Below are 20,375 nucleotides of genomic sequence, written 5' to 3'. Positions count from 1 at the left end.
GTCGCTTTTAGTGCGGTGAACGCGGACCGCGCGCCGGCTCGGGCACCCGCTCGATGCAGAAGGCCTCCAGATCCCGGTCCGGGGCACTGCCGGTCACGAGCCAGCGGGCGAGCTGCTGGCCCGCTGAGGGTCCGGTCTTGAAGCCCGTTCCGCTCCAGCCGCAGGAGAGCCACAGCCCCGGGAGCGCGGTCGGACCGAGGAGCGGACGGCCGTCCGGAGTCATGTCGAGCTGGCCGGCCCGGCGGGCGATCACCGGTGCGCCGATGGCCGAGGGAAGCCGCCGTTGCAGGGCGGGCAGGGCCGCGTCCATAAACGACCAGTCCGGCGGCTCGGGCTCGTCGTCGGGCGCGTCGAGGACGACGTCATCGAAGGCGCGCCGACCGACGATCGTCTGCTGCGGCGGGTCGGGACGGAAGTAGATGCCGCCGGCGGCGTCGATCACACTGAGGTGCCCGGGGACGGCGCGGGGCACCGTCAGCAGCGCGATCACCGTCGGCGTGAGCGGCAGGTCGAGCCCGACCCCGGCACACAGTGCCCGCGAGCGGACGCCGGCGCAGACGCAGACCGCGCCGGCGAATACCGGCCCGGCGGTCGTGTCGGCCCCGATCACCCGGCCGCCGGACTCGATCAGGCCTGTCGCGGCGACGCCGAGGCGCAGCTGCGTGCCGGCCCGTCGGGCGGCGGCAGCAAGCCCGGCGGTCGTCAGGGCGGGGTCGGCAAAGCCCGACCGGGGCTCGTAGGCGACCACCCCGACGTCAGAGATGTCGAGGTTCAGGTCGATCTCGGACAGCCCGGCGGCGTCGAGGATCTCGGTGTCGATCCCGCAGCCCGCCAGCATCGCCACCCGCGCCCGGAAGCGGCCGTCGACGACCTCCTCGACGGTTGGGACGTAGGCGAACCCGGTCGGCGTGAACGGACTCTCGCCTCCGATCAGCTCGGAGAAGCTCTCAAACAGGGTAAGGCCCGCGAGCGCGAGCCGCGCCTCGACCTCGCTGTCGTAGTGGGTGCGGATGAGCGCGCCGCTGCGCGCCGTCGACGCCGAGCCGAACGGTCGCGGATCGATCAGGGCGACCGCCAGACCCTCCCGGGCGGCGAACAGCGCGACCGACAGGCCGACGATCCCGCCGCCGATCACGAGCAGGTCGGGGCTGTGGGGCGGACGGGCGGGGCGCTGAGGCGGACGGTCGGGCGTCGGAACCGGCACGCCGGTGATTGTCGGGCTCCGGGGGCACCCTCAACAGGTGTCCGTCGCCCACTCCTGCGCCGGCCACTATGGATCGCAGTACATGGCGGCGGCGTCCGCGCTGCGCCATTCTTGACGCGTGGTTGGCGTCAGCCCGGAGCACACGAGCGTTCCCGCCTGGCCGACCGATCCCGGTGAGATCGACCCGGCGGGGCAGAGCTTCCAGGTGCTCGGCTCAGGGCGCGACGGTGTGCGTGTCGCCCGGGCCTGGCTGGCCCAGATCGCCCGGACCGGGCGGCCGGTGCTCAGCCACGTCGACGGGCACACCGCGCCGGAGCGGTCTGTGGCCGTCGCCGCGCTCGGCGCGTCACTCGCCCGTGCCCGTGTCGGCGTCCGGGTGATGATCGCCGGCCCTGAGCTCGTCGCCCTCGACGCGATCGCGGCCGCCCGGGCGGCCGGGGCGATCGACGCCGAGCTCCGCGTCTGGGTGAGCGACCGCGCGCTCAAACGGGTGTACTGCCCTCACTGTCGCACCTTCACGGTGGCCCGGGTGCAGGTCGCCGACACGTTCGCCTGCGGCGGCTGTGCGCGGACGCTGGTCGTCTACCACCACCTCTCGCGCCGCCACGGCGCATACCTCGGCTTTCTCGCCGACGTCCAAGCGGACGCAGGCGACAGAGGCGCAAGCGGATGAGCACTCCCGAACAACGGCTCTGCGTCGCCACGATCCGCCGAACCGGCACGGTCGCCCACCTGCGCCTGGGCCCCTCCGACGGGCGTCCGCTCGGCTCGTTCACCCCCGGCAGCCATATCCTCATCCAGACCCCGGCGTCGGTCAACGCCTACTCCCTGACGGGCCCTCACGTCGATCCGGGCGCGTATGAGATCTCGGTGCAGCGCCACCGGGACCGCGGCGGCTCGGCGTGGCTGCATCAGCTCAGCGTGGGCCACACGGTGTCGGTGTCGGGTCCGGTGAGCGGCTTTGCCCCGGTCCTCTCCGCCGCCCACCACCTGTTCATCGTGGGCGGCATCGGGGTCACCCCGATCCTCTCCCACGTCCGCGCAGCGGTCACCGGCTCCCGATCCTTCGAGGTGATCGACGCCCACCGGCCCGGGCCCGCCGCACACCGGGACGAGCTCACGCGACTGTGCGGCTCCCGGCTGACGACGGTGACCGACCGCGGCGCGCTCCTGCAGCGGCTCACCGAACGGCTCGCCGATCAGCCCCTCGGCACCATCGCCTACCTGTGCGGGCCGGCCGAGATGATGGCCGCCGTGCGAGCGCTCGCCGATCGCCTCGGCTGGCCGGCCGAGCGGATCCGCTCTGAGGCGTTCACCGGAGTCGCCCTCGCCCCGGGCCGCCCGTTCCGCGTCCGGCTCGCGCGATCCCGGCGTCGAGTCGCCGTCGCCGCCGGCGTGTCGCTGCTGGAGGCCCTCGAGACTGCGGGTATCGCCGTGCCCCACCGCTGCCGCCAGGGGGTGTGCGGCGAGTGCCGGGTCGGCGTGCTCGCCGGCCGACCCGAGCACCGCGACCTCTACCTCACCGAGTCCGAGCGGGCGTCCGGAGACGCGCTGATGGCCTGCGTGTCACGGTGCCTCGACGACGAGTTGGAGCTCGCTCTGTGAGCTCGCCGCCGGTCATCCCAGACCGGGTCGCCCGGTTCCCGTTCCCGTTCCCGGAGGCCCACTACCGCTACTCGACCAACGTCGAACCGGCCCGGACGCCGGTCCGAACCGCCGCCGGCGAGTGGGGCCGGTGGCTGATCGACGCCGACGACGGCTACCGGGACGAGCTCGCCCTCCGCGCACAGATCCTCGCCGCCGACCCGAGCCGGATGGTGAGCGCCCCGCACATGGCCGACGCCGCCTGGGACACCCTCCTGCTCTGCCTCGGCGAGCTGGCGGCCGCGCACCCGGAGGAGATGGTCCTGCACCGGGACGGCGCGGTCTACCGCTGGTGCAACCGCCGCCTTGATGAGGAGCGCCACTTCCGCCGGGGCGACGCGGACTCCCTCGGCGCCGACCCGCTTGCCTACGCCGGCTCCCAGGTCCAGGAGGACATCGTCCTGCTCGAGCAGCGCGAAGGCGAGCTGTGGGCTGAGGCCGGCCTCGTCACCTTCGCCGCCGACTGGTCGCTCGCCTTCGACATCGGCATGACGTTCCTCGAGATCCACGGACCGGTCCCGCGCGTCCACGTCGAGGGGGTGATCCCCCGGGCCCACGCGTTCCTGCTGCGCCTCCAGCCCGACGCCCCGTACCGGCGGACGAACTGGACGATGTCCGCCGACCCGCGCCTCGACCAGTCGACGGAGACCTACCCGGAGTGGGGTCCCGCGCGTGAGCGCGCACTCGTGGACCCGGCCGCCGTCGGGCAGCTGCAGCTGCGCGTGGAGGTCCAGCATCTCATCCGTCTCCCGACCTCCGGGGCGATCCTGTTTCTCATCCGCACCCACCTCCTCTCCCTCGAAGCGCTGATGACCGTCCCCGAATGGGCGCGGCGGTTCGCTGAGGTGCTCCGCGAACTGCCGGCCGACATCGCCGACTACAAGGGGGTCGCCGGCCTCCGTGCGCCGGTGCTCGGGTGGCTGGAGCACCCCGGTCCCGGCGCCGCGAGCCGCGAACGTCAGAGCAGGTCGGCGGCGCGCTCGCCGACGTAGAAGGCGAGCGCGTGGTCGGGGGTGCTGAAGTGGATCCGCGACCCCCGCGGGAAGAAGATCGCATCCCGCTCACGGGCGACGAGCCGCTGGCCGGTGTCGTGGTTCTCCAGCAGCAGCTCACCGGACAGGACGACCTTCATCTCGTCGTACTCGTACACGTAGAGCAGCGGCTCGTCGCTGTGGTGCAGCTCGAAGAAACCCGAGCACATCACACACCCGTCCGGGTTCTCGTACACATCGGCGATGAAGCCGTCACCGGCGTGAGCGGTCATCTTCGGCAGGTGCCTCCAGCCGTCGGAGATGACGCGGAACGGTGTCTGAGCGCGGGCGGTCGTCATGGCGCGATTCTCGTCCCGGCCGCCCCCCAGGACCATGTCGGCGCGTCCACTTTGGCGGGACTGGCGGTAGGGGCCGGGCACATCCGGGCACCGGCGCTGGCCGACCGCGACCGACAGGCCCTCAGCGGTGCGGCCCGGCCGGCACCCGTCGCGGGGTGGCCGGGGCGGGACGGTGCGGAGTCCGGCGGGGCCCGGGGTCGCTCACCCGCTGAGGCGCCGGGCTGCGCAGGCGCCAGCCACCGGGGGTGCTGTGCTCGAGCGGCAGGGTGCCCGTCGGACCGCTCGGCGTCATCGGCCCGCGGTCGGGCCGCATGTTGCCGCCCGGGCCGCCGTCGCCGTCGTCACCGTCGCCCTCGGCGCCCCCGTCGCCGTCGGCCTCGGGTCCGCGCACGACCAGCGGCATCCCGAGCACGACGAGCGGCATCGCGAGGAACGGGACGAGACCGGCCGCGCCGGTGAGCAGCGCGCCGAGCGGCAGCGCGAGCATCATCAGCAGGACGGAGCCACGCACGAGAACGGTGGCCGGAGAGCGCATACCCCATTAACCCCTGATCCACCGATGGGCTGGGTCAGAGTTCTTTTTTGCGGTCGCTGGGCCGGTTCTTGCTTGATGGGAGGTGCTGGCGGGGTTGAACGGGGTGCCAGGTCTCTCGGCTATCGGGTCCAAAGCGGTTTTCGGGGTCGGTTTGGGGCGGCGGTGATCGCGCCCGGGGTGAGCGGAAGGTCGGCGGGAGTTCAGTGAGGCCGGGACCGGCCGGTCGGCCGGTCAGGCGGCTGGGAGTGCGCGTATCCGTGCGAGTGCGGCGAGGTAGTCGCCGTGCCAGGGCCAGCGGGCGGGGAGGTGCAGGGTCCAGCCGCGTGCGTGTCGGGTCAGCCGTCCGGTGATCTGGATCAGTCGGCGCCGCAGGGTGCGGGCGGCGCGGATGGTGCTGTTGGGCAGCCCGATGATCTGGGTCCATCTGAGCAGGTTGTGCGCGAGTGCGGCGAGCACGGTCCAGGCGGCGTTCGCGTAGAAGTGACCGGAGGGAAAGTGCTGAAGAGCCTGGTCTTTGAGGTCGGCGATGACCTGCTCCACGACGGCGTGGTCACGGTGTTCGGCCTCGACCAGGGCGAGCGCGTCGGTGCGGTTGGTGATGAAGCAGAAGTGTCGCCAGTCCGGCCAGAGCATGAGCTGCTCAGGGTCAGTCAGGCGGGTGCGGCGCACGATGAGACGCCGGTTGTTGTAGAGAGTCTCGGCGATCTGGGCTTCACCGCCGTCGGGGTACTCAATCGACTGCCAGTCACCATCTGCGATCCCATGGATCGCTGTGGTCACAGCCTTGATGTTGCGCACCCCGATGGAGTACTGCCAGCCCTTGGCCTCCAGCAGCTCGAACACCTTCATGTTCCAGAACCCCGAGTCTGCGCGCACGAGCTTTTGCCCGGTCGCACCGGCGCGTTCGACGCGGGCGATCAGTTCCTCACAGAACCGTTTGACACCCTTTTGCGTGTTCGCTGATCCCTTGCGCAGTCGGATGTGCAGCGCCTCGCGGGTATCGGCCCGGGTCGCCAGCAGCGGGTGATATCCAAACAGCTTGGTGTACCCGTATCCCGCTCCCTGTTTCAGTGGGCCGCACACCTCCCCGACGAAGCTGTCGATGTCGATCACCAGCCGGGCGTGGCCGGGGCCCGCGCCGGCCCGCCACGCACGCGCCAGCGTGTCGCCGAGCAGCTTGTCGAGCTGGCGAACATGCCCGAAGGTGAACGCGCGCAGGAACGTGCCCAGCGTCGAGGGCGCCGGCATCCACCCGCCGAGCAGCCGTCCGGTCCGGCCCGCCCGCAGCACCTGACAATCATCGATGCAGTCCGCGCCGAGGACCATCGCGAACAGGACCGCCATGACCTTGCGGCCCGCGTTCGCCGCCCCCGGACGGTCAGACCGCAGAGAGATCAGCCGGCCGGCGAGTGACTCGACCCCAAGGCGCCGCGTGAGCGTGCTGACCAGCGCGATCCCGGCGTCAGACACCGCCCGCTCATCATCAAAAACGACCTGGACGCCGTCCAGTCCGACCGTCGTGGCATCGTTCACCATGAAGGTGACCTCCTGATCGCAGGCCGCGACCGCCGGAATCGGTCGCTTTTAACCTGCTCAGGAGGTCATTCTTCACACGACCCCGGACAGAACCACCCCACAGAATCAGTGGATCAGGGCTAACGCCGAAAACCCTGTCGCTGACCAGTCGTGGACATAAGAATTCCTCAAGGGACGTGCCGTCGGGCCAGCTAACGTCAGCTCGGTGCCCAGCGAGTCGCTCCGCGCCGTCGAGGATCTTCCCAACGTGCACCTGCGACCCCGGCCGGACGGGAGCGAGGAGGTGGTGCTCGCCTTCCCCTACGACGGCCACCTCGTCGCCGCCGTCCGCACCCTGCCGGACCGCCGCTTTGACTGGGATGCCCGGGAGTGGATCGCCCCCGCGACCGACTGGGTCGCCGCCCGGCTCGGGGAGATCCTCACCGCCTACCCCGAGCTGACCCGCTCACCGGCGTTCGACGCGTGGTTCGCCGGCACCCAGCGCCGCTGGGTCGGGCACGTCCGCAGCGCCCGTCACGACGGGCGCGGCTTCTGGCGCCTGGACACGCTCGCGGGCGAGCCGCCCTCCGAACTGCTCGCCGACGCGATCGCGCTCGAGGGCACGCCGACCCGCTGGCTGGTCCCACTGACCAGCCAGGCGGCCGTACACCTCCAGGAACTGCGGGAACCGCGCTTCAGCGTCGGGGCGCTGCGCTGCCTCGAGTCCGTCAGCGCCGGGGAGACGCCGCCGCCCGCCCGGCTCGTGCTCACCCGCAGCGTCGCCGGGGAGCGCTTTGCCCTCGAGGTGTTCTGGGATCCGGAGGTGGCGACCGCGTTTGAGCAGCTGCCCGGCGCCCGCGCGGGTGAGCTCAAGCTCGATCCGTGGATCGCCGATCAGCTCGACGCCTTCGTCGCCCTCCACGGCGTCGCCCTCTCCCCCGCCGCCGCGGAGGCGCTCGCCGGCCTGGCCGCGCAGCAGCGCGCCGCCCGCTCGGCGGTCGCCCGCTCCCGGGCGACCCGGGCTGACCCGGTGGAGGGTGTGCCCGACCGCCTCGGCGGCGAACTACAACCCTTCCAGTGGGCGGCCGTGCGCTACGCGCTGGAGGCGCGCGCGACCTTCCTCGCCGACGAGCAGGGGCTCGGCAAGACGGTGGAGGCGCTCGCCACCCTCGAGGCCGACGGCGCCTTCCCGGCCGTCGTCGTCTGCCCGGCCTCGATGAAGCTCACCTGGGCCCGCGAGGCCGCCCACTGGCTGCCTCACCGCAGCGTCCAGGTCCTCCAGGGCCGATCAGGCACCCCCGCCCGGACCGACCTGACGATCCTCAACTACGAGATCGTCGAGGCCCACCGGGAGACCCTCGCCCGCCGTGGCCTGCGCGCGGTCGTCGCCGACGAGTCCCACTACTGCAAGAACCCGCAGGCCAAACGGACCCGGTCGGTGCGCCGGCTCGCCGACGCGGTCGCCGCCGACGGGCTGCGTCTCGCCCTCACCGGCACCCCGGTGCTCAACCACGCCGACGAGCTGATCGCCCAGCTGCGGGTGATCGGCCGCCTCAGCCAGTTCGGCTCCGGCGCCTCGTTCTCCCGCCAGTTCGAGGGTGAGCTGTCGGAGGAGCGCCTGCACTGGCATCTGCGTCGCACCTGTTTTGTCCGCCGGCTCAAGTCCGAGGTGCTTCCGCAGCTGCCGGCCAAACGCCAGAACGTCGTGCCCGTCAGCCTCACCAACACGGCCGAGTACCGGCTCGCCGAGGAGGACGTGATCGCCTGGCTGAAGACCCAGCCGATCGACCTCGCCCAGCTCGACGCGAAGATCGCCGCGACCCTGCGGGCCGAACGGCTCGCCCAGCTCACCGCCCTCCAGCGGCTCGCCGCCCGCGGCAAGCTCGCCGCCGCGGTCGCCTGGATCCACGACTTCCTCGCATCCGGGGAGGCGCTCGTCGTGTTCGCCCGCCATGTCGAGATCCAGGAGGCGGTCCTCACCCGGTTCCCGGATGCCCTGCACCTGCTCGCTCGCGACAGCGTCGCGGCTCGCCAAGCGGCGATCGAGGCCTTCCAGTCACCGGACGGCCCGCCGTTGATCGTCTGCGCGACCCGCGTGGCGGCGCAGGGGATCACCCTCACCCGCGCCTCGAACGTCTGCTTCCTCGAGCTCGAGTGGACTCCGGCGATCCACGACCAGGCCGAGGATCGCGTCCACCGGATCGGGCAGCGCGACAGCGTGTCAGCCTGGTACCTGCTCGCCGCCGAGACGATCGACGAGACGATGGCCCGGCTGATCCAGCGCAAGCGCCAGATCGTCGACGCGGTCACCGACGGCCGCGAGCTGCCCGACGGGGGCCTGCTCGAGGGGGTGATCGCCGAGCTCCGGGACGGCCGCCCGTTCCGGCACCTGCGCGCCGTCGCCGGCGACACCGGCGCGGACGCCCCGCTCGCGGGGAATGCGAAGGCGGCCGCCCGCCGCCGCTGAGGCGGACGGCGCCGGGGCCGGCTGCCGGGCCGGCCCCGGACGAGGGGCCGCGGTGGCGGGCCGGTGCGGCACGCGCCGCCGGGGCGGGGCCGCTCAGGCGTCCCGGAGCAGCGCGGCGACGATCGCCCGCACGACCGCGAGCGACGGTTCCCGCACTGCGCTGGGGGGGCGGCCCTCCTGGGTGGCGCTCACGAGCAGCTCGCGCAGGCCGCTGATCAGGATCACCGCGACGTCTCGGTGAAGCGGCGCGATCGGCGGGTCGGGCCGCCGGCTCCGGGCCACCTCGACGAGGTCGACGAACAGGTCCGCGTAGCGTCCGGTGACCGCCCGGACCGCCTCGGCGCCGGCCTCGGCGAGCCCGGGCAGCTCCCGGGCGAAGCTGCGCTGCAGCTCGGGGTGGACGCTGACGGCGGCGATGTAGGCGTCGACGGCCCGTTCGGCCTGTTCGGCGAGGTCATCGTCGAGGTCGATGGCGGCGGCGATCGCCGCGAGCGTCCGCGCGGTCTCCTGCGCGAACAGGGCGAGAAAGCAGCCGCCGCGGTCACGGAAGTGCTCATAGAAGGTTCGCCGGCTCGTGCGGGCGCGCGCGACGATGTCGGCCACCGTCGTCTCCGCGTACCCCCGCTCCACGATCGCTTCGGCGAGCGCGGCGATCAGCCGCTCCCGCGGTGTCGGCTCGCTGTCACCGCGCCCGCTCGCGGGTTGCCCCGCCGGGCCGCCGCGTGGAAACCCCGGCTCGCTGACGGGGTCGCCCACCGGACCGGCGCCCCCTGGCGAGGTGGCCGCGGGGGCGACGGGCTCAGTGGCGGGCATCGACGGTGACGGTGCCGCCGTCGGCGGGGATCGAGGTGACGTTGCGCTGACGGGCACGCTCGCCCGGCGCGTCGGTGAGGGCGAAGTCGACCCGTTTGGCGATCTGTTCGAGTACGACCCGCTGCTCGGCCATCGCCAGGGTCGCCCCGAGGCAGCGGCGGATCCCGCCGCCGAAGGGGATCCACGTGTAGGTGCCGGGCTTCTGGAAGCGGCCCTCGGCGTCGAGGAACCGCTCGGGACGGAAGCTGGCGGGGTCGGCGTAGACGTCGGGACGGTGGTGGACCCCCACGATGGAGAGCGCGACGGGCGTCTGGGCGGGGACGACATACTCGCCAAAGCGCCACGGCTTCTGGACGCGGCGGACGACGAAGGAGATCACCGGGCGCCGGCGCATCCCCTCGTGGATCGTCGCCTCGACGTAGGCGCGGGCGGCCGCCGGATCCCCGTGCCGGGTCTGCTCCCGCAGGGTCGCGTAGGCGGCGGGACTGCGCACGAGCCGCTCGAAGGTCCAGGCGAGCGAGTTGGCGGTCGTCTCATGGCCGGCGAGGATCAGGGTCATCAGCTCGTCGCGCAGCTCGGCGTCGGTCATCGGTTGGCCGTCCTCGTCCCGGGCGGCGAGCAGGAGCGAGAAGACGTCGTTGGCGCCGGCGTCCTCACCGGCCGCCCGCCGTTTGGCGATGAGCTTGTACAGCTCCCGGTCGGTCGCCTCCATCATCCAGCGGATCGGCCCCTGAGCCTCCCTGGCCCGGAAGTTCGCCATCTCGATGAACGGGTAGAGAGACGTGTTGGAGGCCGACAGGAAGGTGCGGATGAGCTCCCGGAAGCGCCGCTCCGGGGTGTGCCAGCCGCCCCGCTCGTGGATTCCGAGGACGCCGCGCATGATCACCTCGAGGGTGACCGCCTGCATCCGCGGAGCGAGGGCGAAGGTCTGCCCCGGCACCCAGCGGTCGATCTCCGCCGCGGTGACCGCCTCGATCATCTGCACGTAGTTGGCGACCGCGTCCCCGTGGAAGGGGGGCAGCAGCAGCTTGCGCTGTTGCATGTGCCGCGGGCCCGACAGGGTCAGCACGCTGTTCTGGCCGAGGATCAGCCGCAGCGGCGATTCATGGTTGATCGCCGGGGCCTCCGCGGCGGCGGCGAAGATCGCTCGGATGTGATCGGGGTGACTGGTGGCACAGAACGCGTCCCGGTTCGAGAGCAGACTCATCTTCCACACCCCGCCAAAGGTGCCCTGGTTTGCGAGCGTCGAGTCGAACGGGTCGTTGAGGAAGGCGACGGTCTGGGCGAGCCGGCCCTGGCGCGGGCCGGGCGGCAGCCGGATCGGGGTGTCGGGGTCGACGGCGTGGCAGGGCGACGGCGCGTACCGTGGCCCGGGGCCGGCCGGCGGGCCGGCTGCCTCGGCTGAGCCGCTCTCGAGGGGGCCTGCGGCGGCGCCGGTCGGCTCGCCTGAGCCGGCGTCGGTGGGGGACGAGGGGCCTGCGGGGGTGCTCCCGGGGAGGGACGGCTCAGATGTCACGCTCATGGTACGTCAGCGTACCAGGCGGGGGTGGGGCCTGTCGAAGGCTTCGGGCCGAGGCCGGGGCCGAGCTCGAGCCGGGCCGGGACCGAGCCCCATTTGCCGTTCTTTGGCCCGCCGTGTACCCATACGGTGCATGGCGCGCCAGAGTCCAGCCGAAACCCTCGAGGTCGACGGCCGGGAGGTGAGGATCACCAACCCGGACCGGGTCTACTTTCCCGAGCGCGGGGAGACCAAGCTCGACCTCGCCCGCTACTACCTGAGCGTCGGTGAGGGGATCGTCAACGCGCTCGCGCGTCGCCCATGCATGCTCCACCGCTTCCCGACCGGCGTGGCCGGGCCAAAGGTCCACCAGAAGCGACTGCCTGCCGGCGCGCCGGAGTGGATCGAGACGGTCGAGATCGTCTTCCCCCGCTACGGCCGCCGCGCCCGCGAGCTGACCGTCACATCACTGGCCGACGTGATCTGGGCGGTGCAGATGTCGACCGTCGAGTTCCACCCGTGGAACTCGCGGGCCGAGACGCTCGAGTGCCCGGATGAGTGGCGCATCGACATCGACCCGATGCCCGACTGCCCCTTGGACCGGGTCCGCCGGGTCGCCGGCGCCGTCCACGCGCTCCTGGACGAGCTCGGGGCGACCGGCTGGCCCAAGACCTCCGGCGGGGAGGGCATCCACGTGTACGTACGGATCGCTCCCCAGCACGGCTTCTCCGAGGTGCGCCGAGCTGCCCTCGCCTTCGCCCGTGAGCTCGAGCGACGCTGCCCCGAGGACGTGACGACCGCCTGGTTCCGCAGGGACCGTGACCCGGCCAAGGTGTTCATCGACTTCAACCAGAACGCCCGCGACCACACGATCGCCTGCGCCTACAGCGTCCGCGGCCACCCGGCGGCGCCGGTCTCGACCCCGTTCGCCTGGGAGGAGCTCGACGACCTCGATCCGGCGGCCTTCACGATCGCCACCGTCCCGGAGCGGTACGCCCGGCTCGGAGACCTGCACGCCGGCATCGACGCGGCGGTCTTCGACATCGCGCCGCTGCGGGAGTGGGCGGACCGGGACGGGTTGGCGGGGGAGGACTGAGGTCCGCCGGTGCGCTCAGCGCCCCGGCGGGGTCGACGGGGTGACCAGCCCGGCGACCGCGTGGGGCCGGTAGGGCGCCTCGAGCGTGGCGATCTCCTCATCGCTGAGGGAGAGGGCGACGGCCGCGACGGCGTCCTCGAGGTGGGCGAGCTTGGTCGCACCGATGATCGGCGCGGTCACCCCGGGACGGTGCGCGAGCCAGGCGAGGGCGACCTGGGCGGCCGGGACGCCGCGGGCGGCGGCGACCTCGCCGAGCGCGTCGATCACCGGCCAGTCGAGCTCGGGGACGTACAGGCGATCGGCGAAGGCGTCCGTCTCGGCGCGGGCGGTGTGGCGCTCCCCGTCACGGCCCCGGTTGCCCGCGAGCAGGCCGCGGGCGAGCGGGCTCCACGGGATCACCCCGACGCCCTGGTCGAGGCACTGGGGGATCATCTCGCGCTCCTCCTCGCGGTAGATGAGGTTGTAGTGGTTCTGCATCGCCACGAACGGGGTGACCGCAGCCCGCTGGGCCTTGGCGAACTGCCAGGCGAACATCGAGGAGGCGCCGAGGTAGCGGACCTTGCCCGCCCGCACGCAGTCATGCAGCGCGTCCATCGTCTCCTCGATCGGCGTGTGCGGATCCCAGCGGTGGATCTGGTACAGGTCGACGTAGTCGTGTCCGAGCCGGCGCAGGGAGGCGTCGATGGAGGCGAGGATGTGCTTGCGCGACAGTCCGCGCCCGTTCTGACCGGGCATCGTCGGCATGCACACCTTCGTCGCGAGCACGTACTCCTCCCGCATCCCGAAGTACCGCTTGAGCAGCCGTCCGGTGATCTCCTCCGACAGCCCGCCGTTGTAGACGTCGGCGGTGTCAAAGAACGTGATCCCGGCCTCCACCGCGGCCTTGACGATCGGGTCGGCGTCCGCCTCCGACAGGGCCCACGGGCGCGTCTCATGGGTGCCGTAGCTCATCATCCCGAGACAGAGGCGCGAGACCCGCAGGCCGGTCGCACCGAGGTTCACGTAGTCCATCGACTGCTCCTCTCTGGTGGCCTCCGCCGATCATGACAGGCCCGGTCCGGCGGCGGACCTCGCCGCGGGTGACCCCACCGGCGGCGCCCGCCCGGTGGCCGGCGGACGCGACGGCGACGGGTACGCTCAGAGCCCGACGACCCGCAGCGTGAAGGTCGCCGTGAAGACGTCCCCCGGCGCGACGGTGATGAGCCCCTCCCCGGTCCGCAGCGCGTTGGTGGGCGCGACCATCGGTTCAAAACAGACGAACGGGGACCCCTCCGGTGCGTACAGGTGGGCGACGGGGTAGCCCTCACCGAGGGCGAGTTCGATCCGGCGGTGCTTGGAGGCGACCGACAGGACGGCTCCGCCGACCCCACGGTGCTCGGCGTCGAAGGTCCGCTGCCCGAGGGCTCCATCGAGACCGGGGACGGGCCCGGCGAGCTGCCAGTCCTGGCGATCCCCGCCGGGGTTCAGGTACGGGTGAAAGCCGAAGCTGACCGGGACCGCCGCGGCGGCGATCGGGGTGACGGTCACGGTGATTCCCAGCGCCGACCCGGACAGCTGCGCCCGGTACCCGAGGCGGTGGGGGAACGGGAAGACGGCGATCCGCCGGGGGTCGGCACCGTAGTCGAGCTCGGCGGTCAGCGCAGCGTCTGAGACCTCCTGCAGCCGCCAGTCCACGGCGCCCGCGAGGACGCCGTGCATCGGAATCTGAGCGTCCCCGTCCCGGTGGATGAACCGATCGGCGGGGTCGAGGGTCACCTCGGTCGTCCCGACACGGTAGGACCAGCCGAACAGGCGGTTCGCCCATGGATAGAGGATCGGCAGAGCGAAGGTCGATCCGCGAGTCCGGTAGGCCTCAGGTCCGCCGCGCTGGGCGAGCAGCTCCTCACCGCGGTGACGAAGTGACTGACAGACCATGCCGTTGCCGGGCAGGAAGCGTGCGGTCAGCCCGGTGTCCGCGTCAACGAGGGTGACCGCTGTCGGGTCCTCAGGCCCGACAGCCGGATGGGGATCAGATGGCATCGCCGTGACCCTACTTCAGCGGGCCGCACAGGCAGACCACCAGCCGGCCTTCATTTCTCCCCCGCCCGGCCGATCAGGCAGGGCATGACCTTCCTCTCCACGGCGTCAGTCCGGACGCGCCTGCTCACCCTCGCCGCCGTCCTCGCGGTCGCGTGGCTCGCCGCAGCCGGCGTCGCCGCCGTCGGCCTCCTCTCGACGCGCGCGAGCGCGAACCGGTCGGCGCGCGTGTTCGACACCTTCCGCGCCGAGCGCAACGCCTACGAGGGGTGGCTCACCCAGGACGACCAGTCGAACATGTACGTCGCGCTCGCCTCCCTCCACAAGGCCTCCCAACACGGCCTGCTCGCGACAACCTGGCAGCAGGTGCTCCAGGGCCACAGCCAGGCGGTCGCGGGCCTCGCCGGCGTCAACGGTTTCCACCCGGACGCGCGCACCCGCACCCTCGTCCGGCGCACGGAGAGCGACCTGGCCGCCTACTCGGTCTTCACCCACGAGGTATATGCGGCCGTGCAGGCCGGCCAGACGCGCAAGGCGATCGAGATCATGTCCGTCTCCAATCTCGCGGCCTCCAACGCAACCCAGGCGGACTTCAACCGGATCGGCGCGACCTTGTCCCGTCAGGCGGCGGCCGTTCGCGCCCAGGTGAGCTCGACGGTGAGCACGGCCCTGCTCATCCTCGCGCTGCTCGCGCTCGTGACCCTGCCGCTGGCGGGGTGGCTCGTGCGGGCGATCATCGCCTCGATCACCGGGCCGCTCGCGCGGGTCACCGCGGCGGCCGAGCGGGTCGCCGAAGGGCGCACGGACGTCCGCCTCGACGTGCACGGCGACGATGAGATCGGTCGCGTCGCCGCCGCCTTCACCGCCTGCGTCGCGCACCTCAGCGAGATGGCCCACGCCGCCGATGAGATCGCCTCCGGCAACCTCGGCGTCACGGTCACCCCCAAGTCCGACGGGGATGCGCTCGGCCACGCCTTCACGAAGATGTCGATGACGCTCGCCCGCGGGCTCGGCGAGCGTTCCTGTCTCGGTCCGCTCACCGCCCGGATGGAGGCGCTGAACGGCTGCCTCGGCGAACTCGAACGGGGGCTACAGGGGATGAGCGCCGGGGACCTGACCCTGGCGGTCAGCGCCGACCTGCACCCGGTCACCGCCGCCGACGGCGGGGCGATCGGCGAGCTCGCCACGCTGTTCAACAGCATGCTCGTGCGCGCGCAGGCCTCCCTGTCGAGCTACAACGAGATGCGTGAGACGCTCGCGGACGCGCTCGGTGACCGCTCCTGCCTCGAGCAGCTGACCGAGCGGCTCACCTCGCTCCAGACCCACTGCCTGAGCGACCTCCAGCACGGCCTCGAGGCGATGAACGAGGGACGCCTGACCGTGGCGGTGACGCCGGTGACCACCCCGATCTCCGCGACCGGCACCACCCCGGGCCGGCTCGCCGGCGTGTTCAACGCGATGTTGATGAGCGCTCAGAGCTCGATCGCCAGCTATAACGCGACGCGGGAGCGGCTCGCTGCGATGATCACCGAAATCGCCCACAGCTCCCAGAGTCTCGCGGGCGCCTCCCAGGAGATGGCCCACACGAGCGACCAGACCGGCCGAGCCGTCGATGAGATCGCCCAGGCGGTCGGGTCCGTCGCCGTCGGAGCCGAGCGCCAGGTCCGGGCCGTGGATGACGTGCGAACGGTCACCGACGAGCTCGCTCACGCCTCGTCTGCCTCAGCGCAGAGCGCCCAGGAGACGGCGGCGGCCGCCGAGCAGGCCGCGGCGCTCGCCCGGGCCGGAGTGAGCGCCGCCGATGAGGCCAACGCGGTGATGCACGCCGTACAGGCGGCCAGTGCGGAGGTGACCTCGGTGATCCGCGCGCTCGGCGAGAAGAGCGATCAGATCGGCTCGATCGTCGAGACGATCACCGGCATCGCCCACCAGACGAATCTGCTCGCGCTCAACGCGGCGATCGAGGCCGCCCGGGCCGGTGAGCAGGGGCGCGGGTTCGCCGTCGTCGCCGACGAGGTACGCAAGCTCGCGGAGGGTTCTCAGGGCGCGGCGGCGACGATTGCGACCCTGATCGCCCAGATTCAGGCGGAAACAGCGCGGGCGGTCACCGCGGTGGAGACCGGGGCGGGACAGACCGCGACGGGGGTGCGGACCGTCGAACGGGCCCGGGAGTCGTTCCTGCAGATCGGGGCGAGCGTCGAGGACATGAGCGCACGCGTGGAGGAGATCGCCGCCGCGATCCGCCAGATCGCCGCCAGTGGCGGTCAGGTGCAGGCGAGCATCGACGCGGTCGCCTCCGTCGCCGAGCAGTCGAGTGCGGCGACCGAGCAGGTGTCCGCGAGCACCGAGCAGACGAGCGCCTCCACCCAGCAGATCGCCGCCAGCGCCCAGCAGATCGCCGCGACCGCGGACGAGCTCGATGGGCTCGTCCGCCAGTTCGTGCTCGCCTGATTTCCCTGTCCGCTCAGACAGGGGAACCTCCCCGGGGCCGGGTCAGACCCCGGCCTGGGTGAGAGCGTGCTGGAGGGACATCGCGAACGCCTCACTCGTGTAGGTGGCGCCGGAGACGAGCTGGATGTGGGCGTTCTGGGCTTGGAGCACCTCCGAGCGCAGCGTCGGGAGCACCTGCTGGGCCAGTGACTGGGAGTACTGCTCGGCCGTCTGGAGGCCGGTGACGCTCACCGAGGTGATCTTCTGGCCGTTGACGGCGACCTTGACCGCGAGCTGGCCGTACCCGTACGCGATCACCGGCCCGGTGACCTCACGCGGCCCGGAGGAGGCGCCCGGGGCAAGCGGCGGACCCGAGGTCGTCGAGGTTCCCGAACCTGACCCCGACCCCGATCCGCTGGCGGACGACCCCGACCCCGAGCCGCTGCTCGACGCTCCGGATCCCGAGGTGCCCGAACCCGAGCGGGCGGCCGCGTGTGACGCGGTGTGCCCCGACCCGACGTGGGCGTGGCTCGGGGCGGTCACCGCCGCGGCGGTCCGCAGACCGCCGAAGGACCCTCCCTGGGTTTGGTAGGTGAGCACCCCGACGAGACCTGCGGCGGTCGCGGTGATGACAAAGGGACTGCGGCGCATCATGCTCCTCTCTTCCTACCAGAGCGCGTAGGCTTCGTGATGGATGGCCTGCTCGGGCAGTTCAACCCCGCGCAGGGCGACGGTGACGGTGTCCACGAACTCGGTCGGGCCACAGACGTAGGCCTCCCGGCTCTGGATGTCGGGGACGAGGCTCCACAGGGCGGCCGGGTCGAGCCGGTTCTTCTCCCGCGTCCCGATCAGCGTGATCACCTTGCCTCCGCGCTGGGCGGCCAGCTCCTCGATCTCGTCGAGGAGGGCGAGATCGCGGCGCTGCCCGGCCCGGAGAATCACCACCGGTCGGCTCTTGCGCGGCAGGTCCTCGAGCAGGGAGCGGATCGAGGTGACCCCGATTCCGGCGGCCAGCAGCACGACCTTGGCGCGCTCTCGGGCCTCGGCCCGGAACGCACCGTAGGGTCCCTCGAAGACGATCCGTGTCCCGGGCGCGAGCTTGGCGACCGCGGCGGAATGGTCACCGACCGCCTTGACGGTCAGGCGCAGGCGTCCTTCCTGGGGCAGCGCCGAGAGAGAGTAGGGGTGCGCCTGCCACCACATCTGCGGGGTGAGAAAGCGCCAGAAGCAGAACTGTCCGCCCGCGACTGGAAGCCGGTGCAGGTCGCGGCCGGCGCAGATGACCGACACGATGCCGGGTGCCTCACGGCGCACCTCCTCGACCCGCAGGTCGTAGCGCACGCTCCGGTAGAGGGGCAGCAGGACCCGGTAGGCGAGCACGACGCCGGCCGTGGCGACCCAGATGAGCACCCACAGCGTTTGGGTGAGCGGGTGGTTGACGAACGACGGTCCAAGCGCGATGACGTGGGCGATCGACAGTGCGAGGGCGATGTACATGTAGAGGTGAAGCACCCACCACGTCTCGCGCTTGAGGCGCGTGCGGATCGCCCGGATCGAGAAGATCCCGGCCAGCAGCATCAGGCCGAGGGCGACGGTCGCCGAAAGCACACCGCGATAACCGGACAGGAGTTGGCCGATCTCACCGAGGAAACCCGTCTTGGTCGCCTCCGCGTACCCGAGCGTGACCGTGACGGCGTGGATCGTCAGCAGGCTCAGCGGCCAGGGAGCGAGCTTCTGGTGCCAGCGCAGCACTTGGTCCTGGCCGACCGAGCGCTCGAGCGGAGCGAGCCGGCTGACGAGGACGAGCATCACGAGGGCGAGGTAGGCACCGACCATGCCGGTGAGGCTGCCGACGAAGGTGGCGACCCCGCCGTGGGCCGACAGCGCCGAGAACGGCTGGTCGGCGATGGTGAGCGCGACGACGGCGCCGAGCCCTCCGCCGGCGACGGCGAGCAACACGTTGGGCACCAGGGGGTTGGGGGCGGGCGGGCGCGTCCCCCGCGCCAGGCCGACGGCCGGTGCCGTCCCGGGAACGGCGCTCATCGGGGCTCCGGAGCGGAAGGGGCCGTCGGTGTGTGCTCAGGCATCGTGGTGGCAAAGCTAGGCGCGAGCGCGAAGCCGGAACTAATAAGTGGCTTTGAAACCTCTCACCGTTGCGCGCACCGGACCGACCCGGCGGCTCCCCGACCCGACCGGCTTCCGGCCGGGGAGCCATGCCGAGTCAGTGCCCGCAGCGGCCCCGACCCTGGAGGTAGCGCAGATGCCGGGCGCGCGCCGCGTCGCAGCGCGCCTGGATACGCGCCGCCCGGTGGGCGGAGACCCAGTCACGCTCGGGGCTGTTGACCCGCCAGTGGATCGGGCCGACCATCTGTCGTCCGCATGAGCGTGGCGGGCGCGGGTTCTCCTCCCCGCCTCCCGGGCGCGGATTCTCTGAGCGGCCGGACATGGCCGTTCTCCTTATCTCGTGTGGATTGAGTGTCAACCACCCGTTTCCGCGGCCGCGTATGCCACATCTGTGTGACGGTGTCACTCGGCGTCGGGATCAGGTGGTGACCGCCCGGTGACTGACAGTGCCCGTGACCGAACCCGTCGGTCCGTTCACGGTGCCCAGGTCACACCGAGGCGGCGTTCAGCAGCGGGTGTAAATTGCGTTCATCGGATCTCCTGTCCATTCGCAGTCATCAGGGGTTCAGGCACAAAAAAGGGCGGCCCCGGTGGGGTCGCCCTCGTTGACGATCGGTGTGGGAAGCCTGAGGATCAGGTTCTCCACCCGTCAGCGAGGGATGCTTCCTTCTCGGCGAGTTCACGCGCCTGCGGGCCGGCAGCCGCTTCCCAGCGCAGCACGTTCGCGCGGACGCGAGCCGGGCGACGTCCGGCGGAGGAGGCGTGGATGTCGGTCAGAGTTGCCATCGACAAGAGCTACCGTAGTGGTCGAACTCGACCGATGCAAGTGACCATTTGAATTTTTTTGACACCGATGCTCACCGTGCCCGCGGACGCTGTCTGCTGATCGGGTTCGCGGCGGGCGCCTTCTCAGGACTCTTCGGTGTCGGCGGAGGCTCGGTCGTCGTCCCCGGGGCTCTCACCCTCCCCCATGTCAACGAACGTCAGGCGGCCGCCGCCTCCCTGCTGGCGATCACCGTGATGGCACTCGTCGGCGCCGGTTTCCAAGCCGCCTATGGGCATGTGCACCCGATCGATTCCGCCCTCGTCGGCCTGCCGGCGATGGCCGGCGTCCTCGCCGGCACCGCCCTCCAGCAGCGCATCCGCCCGGCCTCGATCCGCAGCGGGTTCGCTGCCTTGCTGATCGTCATCGGACTCGTCACAATCGCCGGACTGACCCCGTCACAGGGGCAGGCGACGACCGTCGGGCTGCTGCTCGCAGGCCTCGTCGGAGTCGGCGCCGGCGTGATCGCAGGGCTGCTCGGGGTCGGGGGCGGGGCGATGTTCGTGCCCGCCCTCGTTCTCTTCGCCGGGCTCACCCAACTGAGCGCCGAAGGGAGCTCGCTGCTGGCGATCGTTCCCGTGTCCCTGCTCGGCACCGTCCGCCAGCACCGCTACGGCAACCTGAAGCTCGCCCTCGCCGGGCCGATCGCGCTCGGGGCGATCCCCGGAGCGCTCGGCGGGGTCGCAGTGGCCAACCTGCTCCCCGAACGGCTGCTCAGCGTGCTCTTCGGCCTCCTGCTGCTGTGGATCGCCGTGCGCCTGCTCCAGCGTGGCCGACGCCGAGCGACCCCGCCACGCCGAGCCGCCCCGCCCGACCCAGCGACCCCGACGTCCGCTGACGCGCGCGGCTAAGGACACCTGCCCTCCACGGGCTCCGTTCA

19 protein-coding genes are annotated in these 20,375 nt (G+C 71.9%); 7 read left to right on the top strand and 12 right to left on the bottom strand.

Going from position 1 to position 20,375, the window contains the following annotated elements; translation table 11 throughout:
* Positions 1–7 precede the first annotated feature (7 nt).
* Positions 8–1,204 (bottom strand): FAD-binding oxidoreductase, encoded by a 1,197-nt coding sequence (locus M3M55_RS08200; protein ID WP_249012333.1) that lies wholly within the window; start codon positions 1,202–1,204, stop codon positions 8–10.
* 118 nt (positions 1,205–1,322) lie between these two features.
* On the opposite strand from M3M55_RS08200, the gene M3M55_RS08195 reads away from it, so the two are divergent.
* From M3M55_RS08195 to M3M55_RS08185, 3 genes are read left to right on the top strand one after another with little or no spacing between them, the layout of a single operon-like run.
* Positions 1,323–1,877, top strand: a complete 555-nt coding sequence (locus tag M3M55_RS08195; RefSeq protein ID WP_249012332.1) for a dimethylamine monooxygenase subunit DmmA family protein — start codon at positions 1,323–1,325, stop codon at positions 1,875–1,877.
* The gene (locus M3M55_RS08190; RefSeq protein ID WP_249012331.1) at positions 1,874–2,809 is read left to right on the top strand and encodes a PDR/VanB family oxidoreductase; all 936 of its coding nucleotides are present in this window, start codon (positions 1,874–1,876) and stop codon (positions 2,807–2,809) included. Before M3M55_RS08195 ends, M3M55_RS08190 begins: the two co-directional genes overlap by 4 nt.
* Positions 2,806–3,840 carry a DUF3445 domain-containing protein gene (locus M3M55_RS08185; RefSeq protein WP_249012330.1) on the top strand — a complete coding sequence of 345 codons (1,035 nt, stop codon included), beginning with the start codon at positions 2,806–2,808 and terminating at the stop codon, positions 3,838–3,840. Before M3M55_RS08190 ends, M3M55_RS08185 begins: the two co-directional genes overlap by 4 nt.
* Here the strand turns inward: M3M55_RS08185 and M3M55_RS08180 are convergent.
* The 3 genes from M3M55_RS08180 to M3M55_RS08170 all read right to left on the bottom strand — a co-directional run bounded on the left by M3M55_RS08180 (position 3,807) and on the right by M3M55_RS08170 (position 6,249).
* Positions 3,807–4,178 carry a hypothetical protein gene (locus M3M55_RS08180; protein ID WP_249012329.1) on the bottom strand — a complete coding sequence of 124 codons (372 nt, stop codon included), beginning with the start codon at positions 4,176–4,178 and terminating at the stop codon, positions 3,807–3,809. The two genes, M3M55_RS08185 and M3M55_RS08180, sit on opposite strands and share 34 nt — an antisense overlap.
* Before the next feature lie 121 nt (positions 4,179–4,299).
* Positions 4,300–4,713 (bottom strand): hypothetical protein, encoded by a 414-nt coding sequence (locus M3M55_RS08175; protein WP_249012328.1) that lies wholly within the window; start codon positions 4,711–4,713, stop codon positions 4,300–4,302.
* 231 nt (positions 4,714–4,944) lie between these two features.
* Entirely contained in the window at positions 4,945–6,249 is a 1,305-nt protein-coding gene (locus M3M55_RS08170; RefSeq protein ID WP_249010637.1) for an IS1380 family transposase, read from the bottom strand.
* 205 nt (positions 6,250–6,454) lie between these two features.
* Here M3M55_RS08170 and M3M55_RS08165 point away from each other — a divergent pair, with 205 nt between their 5' ends.
* Complete coding sequence (locus tag M3M55_RS08165; protein WP_249012327.1) at positions 6,455–8,695, top strand: DEAD/DEAH box helicase; 2,241 nt, start codon at positions 6,455–6,457, stop codon at positions 8,693–8,695.
* Positions 8,696–8,788: 93 nt separating this feature from the next.
* Here the strand turns inward: M3M55_RS08165 and M3M55_RS08160 are convergent, their stop codons facing one another.
* Complete coding sequence (locus M3M55_RS08160; protein WP_249012326.1) at positions 8,789–9,508, bottom strand: TetR/AcrR family transcriptional regulator; 720 nt, start codon at positions 9,506–9,508, stop codon at positions 8,789–8,791.
* Entirely contained in the window at positions 9,495–11,030 is a 1,536-nt protein-coding gene (locus M3M55_RS08155; protein WP_249012325.1) for a cytochrome P450, read from the bottom strand. The genes M3M55_RS08160 and M3M55_RS08155 overlap by 14 nt, the downstream gene beginning before the upstream one ends.
* A 130-nt stretch (positions 11,031–11,160) precedes the next feature.
* Between M3M55_RS08155 and ligD the strand changes: the two genes are divergently transcribed.
* Positions 11,161–12,102, top strand: coding sequence for a non-homologous end-joining DNA ligase (gene ligD / locus M3M55_RS08150; RefSeq protein WP_249012324.1), 942 nt, complete (start codon positions 11,161–11,163; stop codon positions 12,100–12,102).
* Between the two features lie 15 nt (positions 12,103–12,117).
* Here the strand turns inward: ligD and M3M55_RS08145 are convergent, their stop codons facing one another.
* Together M3M55_RS08145 and M3M55_RS08140 are read right to left on the bottom strand one after the other, a co-directional pair.
* Positions 12,118–13,113: an aldo/keto reductase gene (locus M3M55_RS08145; protein WP_249012323.1), complete on the bottom strand. Its 996-nt coding sequence runs from the start codon at positions 13,111–13,113 to the stop codon at positions 12,118–12,120.
* 126 nt (positions 13,114–13,239) lie between these two features.
* Positions 13,240–14,121, bottom strand: a complete 882-nt coding sequence (locus M3M55_RS08140; RefSeq protein ID WP_249012322.1) for an aldose 1-epimerase — start codon at positions 14,119–14,121, stop codon at positions 13,240–13,242.
* 84 nt (positions 14,122–14,205) lie between these two features.
* Here M3M55_RS08140 and M3M55_RS08135 point away from each other — a divergent pair, with 84 nt between their 5' ends.
* Positions 14,206–16,569, top strand: coding sequence for a methyl-accepting chemotaxis protein (locus M3M55_RS08135; RefSeq protein ID WP_249012321.1), 2,364 nt, complete (start codon positions 14,206–14,208; stop codon positions 16,567–16,569).
* Between the two features lie 42 nt (positions 16,570–16,611).
* Here M3M55_RS08135 and M3M55_RS08130 read toward each other — a convergent pair whose 3' ends face one another.
* The 4 genes from M3M55_RS08130 to M3M55_RS08115 form a co-directional block, all read right to left on the bottom strand.
* Positions 16,612–17,202, bottom strand: a complete 591-nt coding sequence (locus M3M55_RS08130) for an FMN-binding protein (protein WP_249012320.1) — start codon at positions 17,200–17,202, stop codon at positions 16,612–16,614.
* Positions 17,203–17,214: 12 nt separating this feature from the next.
* Positions 17,215–18,591, bottom strand: a complete 1,377-nt coding sequence (locus M3M55_RS08125) for a ferric reductase-like transmembrane domain-containing protein (RefSeq protein WP_249012319.1) — start codon at positions 18,589–18,591, stop codon at positions 17,215–17,217.
* A 178-nt stretch (positions 18,592–18,769) separates the two neighbouring features.
* Complete coding sequence (locus M3M55_RS08120; RefSeq protein ID WP_249012318.1) at positions 18,770–18,994, bottom strand: hypothetical protein; 225 nt, start codon at positions 18,992–18,994, stop codon at positions 18,770–18,772.
* A gap of 311 nt (positions 18,995–19,305) precedes the next feature.
* Positions 19,306–19,458, bottom strand: a complete 153-nt coding sequence (locus M3M55_RS08115) for a hypothetical protein (protein WP_249012317.1) — start codon at positions 19,456–19,458, stop codon at positions 19,306–19,308.
* A 48-nt stretch (positions 19,459–19,506) separates the two neighbouring features.
* Here M3M55_RS08115 and M3M55_RS08110 point away from each other — a divergent pair, with 48 nt between their 5' ends.
* Entirely contained in the window at positions 19,507–20,346 is an 840-nt protein-coding gene (locus tag M3M55_RS08110; protein WP_249012316.1) for a sulfite exporter TauE/SafE family protein, read from the top strand.
* Positions 20,347–20,375: the final 29 nt, after the last annotated feature.

This window comes from Conexibacter sp. DBS9H8 (assembly GCF_023330685.1).
Lineage (GTDB): Bacteria > Actinomycetota > Thermoleophilia > Solirubrobacterales > Solirubrobacteraceae > Palsa-465.
This window is presented reverse-complemented; position numbering and strand designations above follow the sequence as displayed.

Bases quoted from the DNA above. Each gene is read 5' to 3' on its own strand.
- M3M55_RS08190 (WP_249012331.1), top strand. From the start codon at position 1,874: ATGAGCACTCCCGAACAACGGCTCTGCGTCGCCACGATCCGCCGAACC.
- M3M55_RS08180 (WP_249012329.1), bottom strand. From the start codon at position 4,178: ATGACGACCGCCCGCGCTCAGACACCGTTCCGCGTCATCTCCGACGGC.
- M3M55_RS08175 (WP_249012328.1), bottom strand. From the start codon at position 4,713: ATGCGCTCTCCGGCCACCGTTCTCGTGCGTGGCTCCGTCCTGCTGATG.
- M3M55_RS08170 (WP_249010637.1), bottom strand. From the start codon at position 6,249: ATGGTGAACGATGCCACGACGGTCGGACTGGACGGCGTCCAGGTCGTT.
- M3M55_RS08160 (WP_249012326.1), bottom strand. From the start codon at position 9,508: ATGCCCGCCACTGAGCCCGTCGCCCCCGCGGCCACCTCGCCAGGGGGC.
- M3M55_RS08155 (WP_249012325.1), bottom strand. From the start codon at position 11,030: ATGAGCGTGACATCTGAGCCGTCCCTCCCCGGGAGCACCCCCGCAGGC.
- ligD (WP_249012324.1), top strand. From the start codon at position 11,161: ATGGCGCGCCAGAGTCCAGCCGAAACCCTCGAGGTCGACGGCCGGGAG.
- M3M55_RS08145 (WP_249012323.1), bottom strand. From the start codon at position 13,113: ATGGACTACGTGAACCTCGGTGCGACCGGCCTGCGGGTCTCGCGCCTC.
- M3M55_RS08140 (WP_249012322.1), bottom strand. From the start codon at position 14,121: ATGCCATCTGATCCCCATCCGGCTGTCGGGCCTGAGGACCCGACAGCG.
- M3M55_RS08135 (WP_249012321.1), top strand. From the start codon at position 14,206: ATGACCTTCCTCTCCACGGCGTCAGTCCGGACGCGCCTGCTCACCCTC.
- M3M55_RS08130 (WP_249012320.1), bottom strand. From the start codon at position 17,202: ATGATGCGCCGCAGTCCCTTTGTCATCACCGCGACCGCCGCAGGTCTC.
- M3M55_RS08125 (WP_249012319.1), bottom strand. From the start codon at position 18,591: ATGAGCGCCGTTCCCGGGACGGCACCGGCCGTCGGCCTGGCGCGGGGG.
- M3M55_RS08120 (WP_249012318.1), bottom strand. From the start codon at position 18,994: ATGTCCGGCCGCTCAGAGAATCCGCGCCCGGGAGGCGGGGAGGAGAAC.
- M3M55_RS08115 (WP_249012317.1), bottom strand. From the start codon at position 19,458: ATGGCAACTCTGACCGACATCCACGCCTCCTCCGCCGGACGTCGCCCG.